Source organism: Streptococcus infantis, from assembly GCF_019929575.1.
GTDB classification, from domain to species: domain Bacteria; phylum Bacillota; class Bacilli; order Lactobacillales; family Streptococcaceae; genus Streptococcus; species Streptococcus infantis_L.
The window spans coordinates 24,096-39,385 of record NZ_JAHZPU010000008.1; the positions used below are offsets into that span (position 1 = coordinate 24,096).

The following is a 15,290-nucleotide window of genomic DNA, read 5'->3' on the forward strand; positions in this document are numbered from 1 at the left end:
ACAGGCTTTGTATCTTAGATAGGAGTAGAGTAAAGATGAGTATTCGAGTGATTATTGCAGGTTTTAAGGGTAAGATGGGTCAGGCGGCTTGTCAGATGGTTTTGACAGATCCTGAGTTAGAACTAGTAGCCGTTTTGGATCCTTTCGAGTCTGAGACCGAATTGAAGGAAATTCCTGTTTTCAATGATAAGGCTGCCTTAGTAGGCTTTGATGCGGATGTTTGGGTGGACTTTACTACCCCAGCTGTTGCCTATGAAAATACCCGCTTTGCTCTTGAAAATGGCTTTGCTCCAGTCGTTGGAACAACAGGTTTCACTAGTCGAGAGATCGAAGAACTAAAAGATTTTTCTCGTTCCAAAGGTTTGGGTGGCTTGATTGCTCCTAACTTTGCCTTGGGTGCTGTCTTGCTCATGCAATTCGCGACACAAGCAGCAAAATATTTCCCAAATGTGGAGATTATTGAGCTTCACCATGACAAGAAAAAAGATGCTCCAAGTGGAACAGCTATTAAAACAGCTGAGTTGATGGCAGAAGTTCGTGAGTCTATCCAACAAGGTGCTAGTGATGAGGAAGAACTCATTGCTGGTGCACGTGGTGCTAACTTTGATGGCATGCGTATCCATTCGGTTCGTTTGCCAGGATTGGTAGCCCATCAGGAAGTCATTTTTGGAAATCAGGGAGAAGGATTGACCCTGCGTCATGACTCCTATGATCGCAGCTCCTTCATGACAGGGGTAAATTTGGGAATCAAAGAAGTTATCAAGCGTCATGAGCTTGTCTATGGATTAGAACACTTATTATGAGATTAACACAAATGCCTTCTGAATTTCAGAAGGCTTTACCAGTATTAGAAAAAATTAAAGAAGCAGGTTTTGAGGCCTATTTTGTTGGTGGCTCTGTAAGGGATGCCCTTCTCAATCGTCCCATTCATGATGTGGATATCGCAACTTCCTCTTATCCAGAAGAAACAAAACAGATTTTTCCACTCACAGCAGATATTGGCATTGAGCACGGAACCGTCTTGGTTTTAGAGGGTGATGAAGAGTACGAAGTAACTACTTTTCGAACGGAAGATGTCTATGTAGACTACCGTAGACCAAGCTCAGTTTCTTTTGTTCGTTCGCTGGAAGAAGACCTCAAGCGTCGTGACTTTACTGTCAATGCCTTTGCTCTAGATGAGACAGGGGAAATCATTGATTTATTTGATGGTTTACAAGATTTAGAAAATCAGGTCTTACGCGCAGTTGGAGTTGCCAGTGAGCGTTTCAACGAAGATGCTCTACGTATCATGCGTGGCTTTCGTTTCCAAGCTAGTCTAGGATTTGAACTTGAGCAAGCAACCTTTGAAGCGATGAAGACCTTAACGCCACTTTTAGAAAAAATCTCTGTGGAGCGTACTTTTGTTGAATTTGATAAACTTCTTCTGGCTCCTCATTGGCGAGTAGGTTTATCTTCCATGATTGAAAGTCAAGCTTATGATTATCTTCCAGATATGGGAGGCAGTCAGGAGCAACTCCAATCTTTCTTTGACCTAGAGGCTGATTTTACCTTCGAATCTTCTGAGCAAGCCTGGGCAGCACTTTTATGGGTTTTAGAAGTCGAAGATGCTCAACAATTTTTGAAACATTGGAAGACTTCGCGTCAATTTGCTAAGCAGGTTCAAGATTTGTTGCTCATTTTGGCTCTGCGTGAAGAAGGAGAGTTGAGCAAGCGTGATTGTTACCGCTTTGATCTAGATTTACTTTTGCAGGCTGAAAATCTTCGTCAGGCTCAAGGAAAAGAAGTCAATCCACAAGCCATCGAAGAGACTTACCACAGCCTAACCATCCATGATAAGAAAGAAATTCAAATCAATGGTGGGATTCTGATCAAAGAATACGACTATCAGCCGGGACCAGAAATGGGAGAAATTTTAGCAGAGATTGAGTATGCTATTGTGGATGGAGATTTGGAAAATAACTTGGAAGCCATCCATGCATACTTGAGGGAGAAAAAATGAGTGATTTTATCGTTGAAAAGCTAAGTAAATCCGTTGGGGACAAGACCGTCTTTAAGGATATTTCCTTTATCATTCATGACTTGGACAGAATTGGTCTAATCGGTGTCAACGGAACTGGGAAAACAACCCTTTTAGATGTTCTTTCAGGAGTTTCGGGTTTTGATGGTGACGTAAGCCCTTTTTCGGCAAAAAATGATTACAAAATTGGCTACTTGACTCAGGATCCAGATTTTGATGATAGCAAGACTGTCTTGGATACTGTCCTATCAAGTGATTTGAAAGAAATCCAGCTGATTCGTGAGTATGAACTCCTTATGCTCAACTACAGTGAGGACAAGCAAGCGCGTCTAGAACGGGTCATGGCGGAGATGGATTCCCTCCAGGCTTGGGAAATTGAGAGTCAGGTCAAGACCGTTTTAAGTAAACTTGGAATTCAGGACTTATCAACTCCTGTTGAAGCCTTGTCGGGTGGTCTCCGTAGACGGGTTCAGTTGGCCCAAGTTCTTCTAGGTAATCACGACCTCTTGCTTTTGGATGAGCCAACCAACCATCTTGACATTGCGACCATTGAGTGGCTGACTCTCTTTTTGAAAAATTCTAAGAAGACGGTTCTATTTATCACCCACGACCGTTACTTCCTAGATGCGCTTTCGACGCGAATTTTTGAATTAGATAGAGGTGGATTAACAGAATATCAGGGGAATTACCAAGACTATGTTCGCCTCAAGGCAGAACAGGATGAGCGCGATGCAGCTCTTCTTCACAAAAAGGAACAACTTTATAAGCAGGAATTGGCCTGGATGCGTAGACAACCACAGGCGCGTGCGACCAAGCAACAAGCTCGGATCAATCGTTTCCATGATTTGAAAAAGGAAGTCTCGGGAACTACAGCTGACGCGGATTTGAGCATGAATTTTGAAACTAGCCGTATCGGTAAAAAAGTTATCGAGTTTAAGGATGTTTCCTTTGCCTATGACGATAAACCGATTCTGAAACATTTTAATCTTTTGGTACAAGCCAAAGACCGTATCGGAATCGTCGGGGACAATGGTGTTGGGAAGTCAACCCTTCTTAACCTTATTGCAGGAAGACTTGAAGCGACTGAAGGACAAGTTATTATCGGTGAAACAGTTCGTATCGCTTATTTCTCTCAACAAATCGAAGGTTTAGATGAAAGTAAGCGGGTTATCAATTACCTGCAGGAAGTGGCAGAAGAGGTTAAGACTAGCGGTGGTGCTACGACTTCAATCGCTGAGTTGTTGGAACAGTTTCTCTTCCCACGTTCAACCCATGGGACCTTGATTGAGAAGTTATCAGGTGGAGAGAAAAAACGTCTCTATCTTCTTAAATTGCTCCTTGAAAAACCAAATGTTTTGCTTTTGGATGAACCAACAAATGACCTAGACATTGCGACCTTAACAGTTCTAGAAAATTTCTTACAGGATTTTGCCGGCCCAGTTTTGACAGTTAGTCACGACCGTTATTTCTTGGATAAGGTGGCGACTAAGATTCTTGCCTTTGAGAATGGCACCATCCGTCCGTTCTTTGGCCACTATACCGACTATCTGGATGAAAAGGCCTTTGAAGCAGAAGCGGTAACGCAAAGTCAAAAGGCTGACAAGGAAAAAGTGGTCAAAGTCCGTGAAGAAAAGAAACGCATGACCTACCAAGAAAAGCAGGAGTGGTCAAGTATTGAAAGCGATATCGAAAACTTGGAGAACCGCATTGCTGAGATTGAAGAAGAAATGCTAGCAAATGGTTCTGACTTTGGGAAACTAGCTACCCTTCAAAAAGAGTTAGACGAGAAAAATGAAGACTTACTGGAAAAATATGAACGCTATGAATATTTAAGTGAGTTGGTATAATGGAAGAAACAATTATTAAATGGAGTAGTAAGAAAATCGTTTTGAGCTTTGTTCTTTACCTACTAGAATTGGCTCTTCTACTTTGGATCTTTTCGTTTTTGCTGAGCTATCCCGAAGAACCACCTATGGGATTGGTGGCTTTAATTCTCTTTATTGTTTTCTTAATCATCATCGTTGGCTTCATTTTGTATCAACGTTTGCGACTGCTTTTTTCTGATAAAGAGTATTTGAAATGTACGGCTCAAGGATTTTTCTATAAACCATATCCAAAGAAAGACTGGCAGTTTTATTCTTGGGGACAAGTTGAAAACTTTGCCCTCACGAGAATTAAAGGTAGTAGACATTCAAGTGATTTTTATATGATTGAGGTTCATTTTTTTGATCGAGAACTTTTGAAAAGTACCTCTTTATGGGGACGTCTACGAACTAGGTTTACTACCAAGAAGAATTCAAACGTTTTGAAAATTCCAATCTATTTACTAGATGTCGGATTGCCAAAGAGGGTATTTGAAACCATGTCTTACTTTGAGCGAGAATGGCGCATCCAACAGAATCGTCAACGGAATCAAACTTCTAAAAGCAAAAAGAAGGAAAGATTTCATTAAACGATCAATAGTTACAGATCAGATTAGAAGCCTTGGACTCAGTTTCCAGGGTTTCTTTCTATTTCTCTTTTTTAAGAATTATGGTATAATAGGGAGTAAAAACTTAAAAAGAAAGAAATGCTATGAACTTAAAAGATTACATTGCAAGTATTGAAAATTATCCACAAGAAGGAATTACATTCCGTGACATCAGCCCCTTAATGGCAAACGGCAATGCCTACAGCTATGCTGTTCGTGAAATTGTTCAATATGCTACTGACAAAAAGATCGATATGATCGTAGGACCAGAAGCGCGTGGATTTATCGTTGGATGTCCAGTCGCTTTTGAGTTGGGAATTGGTTTTGCTCCTGTGCGTAAACCAGGGAAATTGCCACGCGAAGTCATTTCAGCTGACTACGAAAAAGAATATGGTGTTGATACTTTGACCATGCACGCAGATGCTATCAAACCAGGTCAACGTGTTCTGATCGTCGATGACCTTTTGGCAACAGGTGGTACTGTGAAAGCAACCATCGAAATGATTGAAAAACTTGGTGGTATCGTAGCTGGTTGTGCCTTCTTGATTGAGCTTGATGAGCTTAAAGGCCGTGAAGCTATCGGAGATTACGATTATAAAGTGCTTATGCATTATTAATGAAAAACAGTCCCTAGGGCTGTTTTCTCTTCATCTGATATAAAAAAAGGCTATATCTAGTTAGAGAAAAACTATAATTGAAAACTATATCTTCTTACAGTATAATAAAGGGAAGGACTTTCGTCAGCTGATTTTTCATTTGACGACTGTATGTTCGTTTGAGCCTAGAATTGATACAGTAAGGAGATTTCCATGCCGATTCGAATTGATAAAAAATTACCAGCAGTTGAGATTTTACGAACGGAAAATATTTTCGTCATGGATGACCAGAGGGCGGCTCATCAGGATATTCGACCACTGAAAATTCTGATTTTAAACTTGATGCCACAGAAGATGGTTACAGAGACTCAGCTTTTACGACATTTAGCTAATACTCCTTTGCAGTTAGATATTGATTTCTTATATATGGAAAGTCATCAGTCGAAAACAACTCGTTCTGAGCATATGGAGACTTTTTATAAGACCTTCTCGGAAGTTCAAGACCAGTATTTTGATGGCTTGATTATCACAGGAGCGCCGGTTGAGCATCTTCCTTTTGAAGAAGTGGACTATTGGGAGGAATTTACTCAGGTCATCGATTGGTCAAAGACTCATGTTTTTTCAACCCTGCATATTTGCTGGGGAGCACAGGCTGGCCTCTACTATCGTTACGGCGTAGATAAACACCAGATGGCTCAAAAGCTTTCGGGAATTTATCCTCAGGATGTTTTAAAAGAAGGTCATCTTTTGCTGAGAGGTTTTGATGACTTGTATGTGTCTCCTCATTCTCGTCATACAGAAATTCTCAAAGAAGACATTGTAAATAAAACCAATCTAGAGATTTTAGCATCTGGAAAAGAGGTGGGAATCTCTATCCTTGCAAGCCGAGATTTAAGAGAAGTTTATAGCTTTGGGCATTTAGAGTATGATCGTGATACCCTAGCGAAAGAATATTTTAGAGATCTAGATGCTGGTTTAGATCCCCATATACCAGAAAATTATTTCAAAAATGATGACATCCATGAACTTCCTTGTATGCGTTGGAGTTCCTCAGCAGCTCTCTTTTTCAGTAACTGGGTAAATTATGCAGTTTACCAAGAAACGCCTTTTGAGTGGAAGAGTGCAGAAGAAGATGTGTCTCATTTTGGATATTTATAAGAGGAATTATGACATATTTAGATGCTTTCAAATCAGGGAATTTGGTACTACCAAGTGCTCTGCTCTTAAACTACAATCAACTTTTCTCATCAAGCGATGATTTCTTAGTTTGGCAATTCTTTTACCTACAAAATACAACAGCTTTAGGGGAATTGTCCCCAAGCCAGATTGCTGAGAAAATTGGCAAGCAAGTTTTTGAAGTCAATCAAGCGATTTCACGCTTGACCGAAAAAGGCTTACTCCAATATCGTACGATTGAACTCAATGGAGAAATAGAAGTTATTTTTGATGCGACTTTGGCTTTAGAGCGCTTAGACCAACTTTTTGAAAAGCAAGAACCAAGCCAAGTGGCACCCGCTAAAAATGATTTGAAAGACTTAGTGGAAACCTTCCAACAAGAACTAGGGCGCCTCTTGAGTCCTTTTGAGATTGAAGATTTAGAAAAGAGTTTGAAAGAAGACGGAACCAGTGCGGACCTGATCAAAGAGGCTCTACGTGAGGCCGTTTTGAATGGAAAACCAAATTGGAAGTATATCCAAGCTATCCTACGGAACTGGCGTCATGAAGGCATTAAGAGTGTAGTCCAGGTAGAGGCGAAGCGTCAGGATAGAGAAGCGACTAATCCTCAAAATGTTCAAGTTTCTGCAGATTTTCAAAATGCTATGGATCTTTGGAAAGACTAAACTTAAGTATTGATAATAGAAAAAATGCCTACAGGCTAGAATGAAAATCTAGCTTGTGGGCATTTTTTGTGTGTTTTATACTCAATGAAAATCAAAGAGCAAACTAGGAAGCGAGCCACCGGTTGCTCAAAGCACTGCTTTGAGGTTGTAGATGGAAGCTGACGTGGTTTGAAGAGATTTTCGAAGAGTATTAATTGATTAGTCAACCAGTCCCCATACACTAAGAGAGCGTTCTGTAACTGGAAAATCTCCATACCCTTCAGCATTAATCGTTACTTGGTCAGGATGATTTCCTAGTAAATCAACAAAGGTTTGGTCAGTCCATTCTTGACCGACGAACATGGTTTTAGAGTTTGCTTGGGCATTAGAAATCACGATGGCAAGTGGTGATTGATTTTCAGCTCCTGAACGGACCCAACCGATACAATTAGGGTCATCAAAGTAGTCTGTTTGCTCTCCATAAGCCAACTCTTTTCGAATAGCTAGCAAACGGTCAAGAACATCTTTGAAATCTTGCTGAGCATATTGACCAGAAATACCATAGTAGTCTCCGTAAAAGACGCATGGGAGTCCCTGCTCTCGCAAAAGAATGAGGGCGTAGGCTGCTGGTTTAAACCATTCTTCAACAGTGGATTCAAGAGCTTGGCCACGTTGAGTATCATGGTTATCGACAAAGGTTACAGCTCGGTCTGGATTGAGTTGAACTAGACTATCCTCAAAGATGGTTGTCAAATCATATTCTTCTCCAGATTTACTTGCTTCAAAGAGATTTTGGTGAAGGCGAACATCGACAAGGTCAAAGCGTTCTTCAATTTTTTCAAGGTAGTCCAGATTTGCTTCCTTGTCTGGATTCCAGAATTCTCCAAAGACATAGAAATCTTGGCCATATTTTTCTTTGATATCGCGAATGAAATTGCGCATAAAGAAAGAGTCAATGTGTTTAACTGCATCCAAACGGAAACCAGCTACACCAGTTGTTTCCATAAACCAATCTGCCCAGTCGTAGATATTTTTTATCACTTCAGGATGTTTGAAATCTAGATCAGCATACATGAGATAGTCGTAATTGCCATTCTCATTGTCGACTAATTCCTCATGAGCCCAGCCTTTGTTGTCTCCCTGTATCAGATAGATCCCAGATTTACGGCGTTTAGCATCGTAGTCAGTTCCAGTAAAGTGGTACCAGTGCCAGTGGAAGTCATTGTAGGTATTTTGTCGTCCCTCAAAGGTAAAGCCTGTCCAGCCATTGATGGTAAAAGGTTCTCCTAGTTCTACAGTTCGATCTTCTGGATCCACTTCTATTACTTGGAAAGATTCTAAATGGTCAGCGGCTGCCTTATGATTTAAGACGATATCAGCCATTGGTTGAATCCCATGAGATTTTAAAGTTTGAATGGCGTGAAGAAAGTCTTCTTTAAAGCCATACTTGGTACGTACAGTACCCTTCTGATTAAATTCGCCAAGGTCGAATAGATCATATACTCCATAACCAACATCTTTTTCATTTGTTGCCTTGAAGGCAGGGGGCATCCAAATGTGACTAATGCCTAAGTTGGCTAGGTGTTCAGCGTCGTCAGCGAGGCGTGTCCAGTGCTGACCGTCGTGGGGGAGATACCACTCAAAATATTGCATTAGGGTTTGATTTTTCATAGTTGATCCTCTTACTTACAGTGATGAGAATTATTGTAGCATAAAGCTAAAGAATATGCAAACGTTTGCGTTATAATTAAACTCTTTGAATTTTATGTCTATTTTTCAACTAGAAGTGTTGAAATACTATAAAAGAAAAATAGTAGGACTAATGGGAGGAAGAATTCTCTCAGATAGGGTAGGATGATGGATGAATCAATAGTTTCTATTTTGTGAATTGTCACAAAATTTGTTATAATAGTATTTATGAATAAAGTATTCGTCAGTAGACGTGTTGAAAAAAAACTAAACCAAGGTCTAGTACTTTTGGAGGAAATTGATTTTCCAGAACTATCTGAAACTAATCAAGAAGTTGAGTTATTTAGTCAAAACAAGCAGTTTTTGGGAAAGGCCTACTTATCTCGTCAAAATAAGGGGATTGGTTGGTTTGTAACCAACCAGAAGCTTTCTTTTAACCAAAAATTCTTTGAAAGTTTGTTTGAAAAAGCCAAACAAAAACGTTCTTCTTACTATCAAGATGAGTTGACAACTGCCTTTCGTTTGTTTAATCAAGAAGGTGATGGTTTTGGTGGAATGACTTTGGATCTCTATGGAGATTATGTTGTTTTCTCCTGGTATAACTCCTATGTCTATGGGCTACGCCAACAGATCCTAGCAGCCTTTGCTCAGGTTTTCCCTGAAGTCTTAGGTGTCTATGAAAAGATTCGTTTTAAAGGTCTAGACTATGAGTCTGCCCATATCTATGGTCAAGAAGCACCAGAAAATTTTACAGTTCTTGAGAATGGAGTTCTCTATCAAGTCTTTATGAATGACGGTCTTATGACAGGCATCTTCTTGGACCAACATGAAGTGCGTGGTAGCTTGGTTGATGGTTTAGCTATGGGGAAATCCTTGCTTAATATGTTTTCCTACACAGCAGCTTTTTCAGTTGCTGCAGCAATGGGAGGAGCTAGTGAAACAACCTCTGTAGACCTAGCCAAACGTTCGAGAGAACTGTCAGAAGCTCATTTTCATGCCAATGGACTCAGTCTTGACAATCATCGTTTTATTGTTATGGATGTCTTTGAATACTTTAAATACGCTAAACGTAAGGGCTTGTCTTATGATGTAATCGTTCTTGATCCACCTAGCTTTGCCCGTAATAAAAAGCAAACTTTCTCTGTAGCTAAGGACTATCACAAGTTGATTTCCCAGAGTTTAGAGATTTTAAATCCGGGAGGTATGATCATTGCTAGCACCAATGCTGCCAATGTTTCCCGTCAAAAATTTATAGAACAAATCGACAAAGGATTTGCAGGAAGAAAGTACCAGGTTCTTAATAAATATGGACTTCCAGCAGACTTTGTCTACAATGAAAAAGATGAAAGTAGTAATTACCTTAAGGTGATTAGCATGAAGGTAACTAAATGAAATTAGTCGTTTCAGTAATGCCAAAGAGTTTAGAAGAGGCGCAAGGAATCGATGCCATGCGGTATATCGATGCTGATATCATTGAGTGGCGTGCCGACTTCCTACCAAAGGAAGCTATTTTACAGGTAGCTCCAGCTATTTTTGAAAAATTTGCAGGTCGCGAACTCCTCTTCACCCTACGTACTCGTGCTGAGGGAGGCGAGATCGATTTGGATTCGGCAGAGTATGTACAAATTATCAAAGATGTAGCTCAACTCTATCAACCTGAATATATCGATTTTGAGTATTTCTCCCATAAGGATGTTTTTGAAGAGATGCTTGATTTTCCAAATCTAGTCTTGAGTTATCATAATTTCCAAGAAACTCCAGAGAATATGATGGAAATCTTATCCGAGCTTACCAGCCTAACGCCCAAAGTGGTTAAAGTATCGGTTATGGCTCATACAGAACAAGATGTATTGGACCTTATGAACTTTACACGTGGCTTTAAAACACTGAACCCAGAACAAGAATATGTGACGATTTCTATGGGGAAAGTGGGCAAGGTTTCTCGTATTACTTCAGATGTGACAGGTTCTAGCTGGTCTTTTGCAAGTCTGGACGAAGCCAGTGCTCCAGGACAGATTTCACTTTCTAGCATGAAAAAAATTAGGGAGATACTAAATGAAGATTGATGGCTACACACGTTTAGCAGCTGTAGTCGCCAATCCTATCAAACACTCCATTTCACCTTTCATTCACAACAGAGCTTTTGAGGCAACTCATACCAATGGGGTTTATCTTGCTTGGGAGATAGAAGGAACAGACTTGGCAGAAACAGTTGCCAACATTCGTCGTTACCAGATGTTTGGAATCAATCTTTCTATGCCCTACAAGGAGCAGGTGATTCCTTACTTAGATCAATTGAGTGAAGAAGCTCGTTTAATTGGAGCTGTCAATACAGTGGTGAATCGAGATGGAACTTTAATCGGATATAACACAGATGGCAAGGGATTCTTTAAGAGCTTGCCTTCTTTTAAAATATCTGGGAAAAGAATGGTCTTGTTAGGAGCAGGCGGTGCAGCCAAGGCAATTTTGGCACAGGCAATCTTGGATGGAGTCAGTCAAGTTTCTGTCTTTGTTCGTTCGGGTTCAATAGAAAAAACAAGACCTTACTTAGAAAAATTACAAAATGAAACAGGGTTTAAAGTAGATTTATTTGCTTTAGAAGATGTTTCTGAACTGCAAGCAAGGATAACTGATTTGGATTTACTGGTAAATGCGACCAGTGTGGGTATGGATGGAGTATCTCAGCCAATCCCAACAAGTATCCTTTTACCAGAGAAGCTTTTGGTAGCTGATGTGATATATAAACCCTTTGAGACACCATTTTTAAAGTGGGCAAGAAACCAGGGCAATCACGCTGTTAATGGCCTAGCCATGTTGCTTTACCAAGCAGCTGAAGCTTTTCAGTTATGGACTGGCAAGGAAATGCCAACCGATCAAATCTGGGAATTACTAAAACAAAAGTATCAAAAATGAAAAAAGGAGAACTGCTATGAAAATCAGAATAGACCTTCCCCACCATCCTTATGATATTCAGATTGAAAAAGGATGCTTGTCTCAAGCAGGAAAATGGTTGCGGGAACTTTGGCAACCGCAAAAAGTCGTTATTATTACCGATAACCATGTGGCTTCTCTCTATGCAGAAAAAGTTAAATTGAGCCTAGAGGATGCTGGTTTTCAAGTGGCAGTTTTTGACTTTCTAGAGGGTGAAGAGCGAAAAAATCTAACCACAGTTCAAAAGGCTTATGAATTTCTAGTTAAGCAAGACTTGACTCGCAGTGACGGCATCGTAGCTTTAGGTGGTGGTGTCGTTGGTGATTTGGCTGGCTTTGTAGCCTCAACCTATATGCGAGGTATTCACTTTGTTCAAATTCCGACCAGTTTGACTGCTCAAGTGGACTCTTCAATCGGTGGTAAGACAGGAGTAAATACTCCTTTTGCCAAGAATATGGTGGGAACTTTTGCCCAACCAGACGGCGTTTTGATTGATCCAACCGTTCTTGAAACCTTAGGTAAGAGAGAGTTGATTGAAGGAATGGGTGAAGTCATCAAGTATGGCTTAATTGAAGATCCAGAACTCTGGGACTTATTATCTGAAATGGATGGTTCTGTAGAGAGTATTTTGGAACATTCAGAGAGTTTGATTGAGCATTCTTGCCAGGTCAAGCGCAAGATGGTAGTTGAGGATGAATTGGACAATGGCATTCGTCTGTATCTCAATTTTGGTCATACCATTGGCCATGCTATCGAAGCGACTGCTGGTTATGGACGTGTCATGCATGGTGAGGCAGTAGCGATGGGAATGGTTCAGGTCTCCAAAGTAGCAGAGGAAAAAGGCCTCATGCCAGCTGGGATCACTCAGTCTATCCGAGAAATGTGTCAGAAATTTGGCCTTCCTGTGGATTATGAAAACTGGGATGTTGATAAGCTTTATCAGGCCTTGACTCATGATAAAAAAGCGCGTGGGAACACCATGAAATTAGTTTTGGTACCAGAACTTGGTTCAGCCACCATTCACCCAGTTTCTCTCGAAGAAATGAAAGATTACCTAGTAAAATAAGGAGAATGTATGAGATATTTAACAGCAGGAGAATCACACGGTCCTCGTCTGACAGCAATTATTGAAGGAATCCCAGCAGGCCTTCCTTTGACTGCCGAGGATATCAATGAGGATCTCAAACGTCGTCAAGGTGGCTACGGCCGTGGTGGTCGCATGAAGATTGAGAGTGATCAGGTTGTCTTTACTTCTGGCGTTCGCCACGGGAAGACGACAGGGGCTCCCATTACCATGGATGTCATTAACAAAGACCACCAAAAATGGCTAGATATCATGTCTGCCGAGGATATTGAAGATAAACTTAAAAGTAAACGAAAAATCACACATCCTCGTCCAGGTCACGCAGACTTGGTTGGGGGCATCAAATACCGCTTTGATGATTTGCGAAATTCCCTAGAACGTTCATCTGCTCGTGAAACGACTATGCGAGTAGCAGTCGGGGCTGTGGCCAAGCGTTTATTGGCTGAGCTTGATATTGAAATTGCCAACCATGTTGTTGTCTTTGGTGGTAAGGAAATCGATGTTCCAGAAAACTTAACAGTCGCAGAGATTAAAAAACTAGCTGCCCAGTCAGAAGTTTCTATCGTCAACCAAGAACGTGAGCAGGAAATCAAGGACTATATTGATCAGATTAAACGTGATGGAGATACCATCGGTGGTGTTGTCGAAACAGTTGTCGGTGGCATTCCAGTTGGTCTGGGATCCTATGTCCAATGGGATCGCAAACTAGATGCAAGATTAGCTCAAGCGGTTGTCTCCATCAATGCCTTTAAGGGTGTGGAGTTTGGACTAGGCTTTAAAGCAGGTTATCTCAAGGGTAGCCAAGTCATGGATGAAATCCTCTGGTCACAAGAAGATGGCTATACTCGTCGTACCAATAATCTTGGAGGTTTCGAAGGTGGTATGACCAATGGTCAACCGATTATTGTTCGTGGGGTTATGAAACCAATTCCAACTCTCTATAAACCATTGATGAGCGTTGATATTGAAACCCATGAACCTTATAAGGCAACGGTGGAGAGAAGTGATCCAACTGCTCTTCCAGCAGCAGGTGTCGTTATGGAAGCAGTCGTAGCAACAGTTTTGGCTCAGGAAATCCTTGAGAAATTCTCCTCTGATAATCTGGAAGAATTAAAAGAGACTGTTGCAAAACATCGGGAGTATACAAAGAATTATTAAGGAGTTCTTATGGCAAAAACCATCTATATTGCAGGACTAGGTTTGATTGGTGCTTCCATGGCACTGGGAATCAAGCGGGATCATCCTGATTATGAAATTTTAGGATACAATCGCAGTCAGGCATCTAGAGATATTGCCTTGGAGCGAGGAATGATTGATCGTGCGACGGATGATTTTGCCAGTTTTGCTCCACTTGCAGACGTCATCATTCTTACCCTGCCAATCAAGCAAACCATTGCTTTTTTACAAGATTTGGCAACTTTGGATTTGAAAGAAGGTGTCATTATTTCTGATGCTGGATCGACCAAGTCAGCTATTGTGGCTACAGCTGAGAACTGTTTTGCAGATAAGCCTGTTCGCTTTGTTGGAGCGCATCCTATGGCAGGGAGTCATAAGACAGGAGCTGCTTCTGCCGATGTTAATCTTTTTGAAAATGCCTACTATATCTTTACGCCTTCGAGCTTAACAACCCAGGATACGCTTGAAGAAATGAAGGACTTGCTGTCAGGTCTGCACGCTCGTTTCATTGAAATCGATGCTGAAGAGCATGACAGAGTGACTTCTCAGATCAGTCATTTTCCTCATATCTTAGCATCAGGTTTGATGGAACAAACTGCTAGTTATGCTGAAGAGCATGAGATGGCCCGACGTTTTGCGGCAGGTGGTTTCCGTGATATGACTCGGATTGCCGAAAGTGAGCCAGGAATGTGGACTTCTATCCTCTTATCCAATCGAGAGACCATTATTGAACGTATCGAAGATTTCAAGCGACGTTTGGACGAGGTTGGACAAGCTATTCATAAGGGTGACGAAAACCAAATCTGGAACTTTTTCAATCAAGCGCGTGAGCAACGTCAAGCTATGGAAATCCATAAACGTGGCGGAGTAGATAGCTCATTTGACCTTTATGTAGATGTTCCCGATGAAGAAGATGTTATCTTGCGCATCTTGGAATTGCTAAGAGGAACTTCCTTGGTCAATATCCATATCAATGAGGAAAACCGTGAGGATGTTCACGGGATTCTGCAAATTTCCTTTAAGAATGCTCAGGATTTAAAACGTGCTGAACAAGTCATTACAGAAAATACCGACTACACAGTCGTTATTAAATAAGGAGGACAATTATGTCAAATATTTATGATAGTGCAAATGCACTAAGTCGTGGACTACGCGAATTGCCTGAATACAAGGCAGTTAAAGAAGCTAGAAATGCCATCCAAGCGGATGCAGAAGCTAGTAAAATCTTTGCAGATTATATTGCTTTTCAACATGAAATCCAAATCATGGCACAAACTGGTCAAATTCCAGACGCTTCTTTCCAAGAAAAAATGGAAAGTTTTGGCAAGCAGATTCAAGGTAACTCTCTCTTGTCAGAATTCTTTGCCAAACAGCAGCAACTTTCGATCTACCTTTCTGATATTGAAAAAATTGTCTTTGAACCAATTTCAGAACTTTTAAAATAAGAATTTACCTCATAAAGTCAGGAATTTTTAAGAAATTTCTGACTTTTTATGATAAAATAAGA

The 15,290-nt window shown here is 40.7% G+C and carries 15 protein-coding genes; 14 read left to right on the forward strand and 1 reads right to left on the reverse strand.

Annotated features, from left to right (window positions below; all coding sequences use genetic code 11):
• Positions 1 to 35: 35 nt before the first annotated feature.
• The 7 genes from dapB to K1I67_RS04245 all read left to right on the forward strand — a co-directional run bounded on the left by dapB (position 36) and on the right by K1I67_RS04245 (position 6,924).
• Positions 36 to 803, forward strand: a complete 768-nt coding sequence (gene dapB / locus K1I67_RS04215) for a 4-hydroxy-tetrahydrodipicolinate reductase (protein ID WP_223338934.1) — start codon at positions 36 to 38, stop codon at positions 801 to 803.
• Positions 800 to 1,999, forward strand: coding sequence for a CCA tRNA nucleotidyltransferase (locus tag K1I67_RS04220; RefSeq protein ID WP_223338936.1), 1,200 nt, complete (start codon positions 800 to 802; stop codon positions 1,997 to 1,999). The genes dapB and K1I67_RS04220 overlap by 4 nt, the downstream gene beginning before the upstream one ends.
• Positions 1,996 to 3,864: an ABC-F family ATP-binding cassette domain-containing protein gene (locus K1I67_RS04225; RefSeq protein WP_223338939.1), complete on the forward strand. Its 1,869-nt coding sequence runs from the start codon at positions 1,996 to 1,998 to the stop codon at positions 3,862 to 3,864. Before K1I67_RS04220 ends, K1I67_RS04225 begins: the two co-directional genes overlap by 4 nt.
• The gene (locus K1I67_RS04230) at positions 3,864 to 4,469 is read left to right on the forward strand and encodes a hypothetical protein (protein ID WP_223338940.1); all 606 of its coding nucleotides are present in this window, start codon (positions 3,864 to 3,866) and stop codon (positions 4,467 to 4,469) included. Before K1I67_RS04225 ends, K1I67_RS04230 begins: the two co-directional genes overlap by 1 nt.
• Before the next feature lie 122 nt (positions 4,470 to 4,591).
• Entirely contained in the window at positions 4,592 to 5,104 is a 513-nt protein-coding gene (locus K1I67_RS04235; protein ID WP_006145170.1) for an adenine phosphoribosyltransferase, read from the forward strand.
• 192 nt (positions 5,105 to 5,296) lie between these two features.
• The gene (gene metA, locus K1I67_RS04240; protein ID WP_001122704.1) at positions 5,297 to 6,241 is read left to right on the forward strand and encodes a homoserine O-acetyltransferase MetA; all 945 of its coding nucleotides are present in this window, start codon (positions 5,297 to 5,299) and stop codon (positions 6,239 to 6,241) included.
• Between the two features lie 8 nt (positions 6,242 to 6,249).
• On the forward strand, positions 6,250 to 6,924 hold the full coding sequence (locus K1I67_RS04245; protein ID WP_223338941.1) for a DnaD domain-containing protein: 675 nt from the start codon (positions 6,250 to 6,252) through the stop codon (positions 6,922 to 6,924).
• Positions 6,925 to 7,122: 198 nt separating this feature from the next.
• Here K1I67_RS04245 and K1I67_RS04250 read toward each other — a convergent pair whose 3' ends face one another.
• A complete protein-coding gene (locus K1I67_RS04250; RefSeq protein WP_223338942.1) occupies positions 7,123 to 8,574 on the reverse strand; it encodes an alpha-amylase in 1,452 nt (483 codons plus the stop codon).
• A 246-nt stretch (positions 8,575 to 8,820) separates the two neighbouring features.
• Here K1I67_RS04250 and K1I67_RS04255 point away from each other — a divergent pair, with 246 nt between their 5' ends.
• From K1I67_RS04255 to K1I67_RS04285, 7 genes are read left to right on the forward strand one after another with little or no spacing between them, the layout of a single operon-like run.
• On the forward strand, positions 8,821 to 9,984 hold the full coding sequence (locus K1I67_RS04255) for a class I SAM-dependent rRNA methyltransferase (RefSeq protein WP_223338943.1): 1,164 nt from the start codon (positions 8,821 to 8,823) through the stop codon (positions 9,982 to 9,984).
• Positions 9,981 to 10,658, forward strand: a complete 678-nt coding sequence (gene aroD, locus K1I67_RS04260; protein WP_049508709.1) for a type I 3-dehydroquinate dehydratase — start codon at positions 9,981 to 9,983, stop codon at positions 10,656 to 10,658. Before K1I67_RS04255 ends, aroD begins: the two co-directional genes overlap by 4 nt.
• On the forward strand, positions 10,648 to 11,505 hold the full coding sequence (locus K1I67_RS04265; protein WP_223338944.1) for a shikimate dehydrogenase: 858 nt from the start codon (positions 10,648 to 10,650) through the stop codon (positions 11,503 to 11,505). The genes aroD and K1I67_RS04265 overlap by 11 nt, the downstream gene beginning before the upstream one ends.
• A 16-nt stretch (positions 11,506 to 11,521) precedes the next feature.
• The gene (gene aroB / locus K1I67_RS04270) at positions 11,522 to 12,589 is read left to right on the forward strand and encodes a 3-dehydroquinate synthase (protein WP_223338945.1); all 1,068 of its coding nucleotides are present in this window, start codon (positions 11,522 to 11,524) and stop codon (positions 12,587 to 12,589) included.
• A 9-nt stretch (positions 12,590 to 12,598) separates the two neighbouring features.
• Complete coding sequence (gene aroC / locus K1I67_RS04275; protein WP_223338946.1) at positions 12,599 to 13,765, forward strand: chorismate synthase; 1,167 nt, start codon at positions 12,599 to 12,601, stop codon at positions 13,763 to 13,765.
• A gap of 9 nt (positions 13,766 to 13,774) precedes the next feature.
• Positions 13,775 to 14,878: a prephenate dehydrogenase gene (locus K1I67_RS04280; RefSeq protein WP_223338947.1), complete on the forward strand. Its 1,104-nt coding sequence runs from the start codon at positions 13,775 to 13,777 to the stop codon at positions 14,876 to 14,878.
• A gap of 11 nt (positions 14,879 to 14,889) precedes the next feature.
• Positions 14,890 to 15,228: a YlbF/YmcA family competence regulator gene (locus K1I67_RS04285; protein ID WP_223338948.1), complete on the forward strand. Its 339-nt coding sequence runs from the start codon at positions 14,890 to 14,892 to the stop codon at positions 15,226 to 15,228.
• Positions 15,229 to 15,290: the final 62 nt, after the last annotated feature.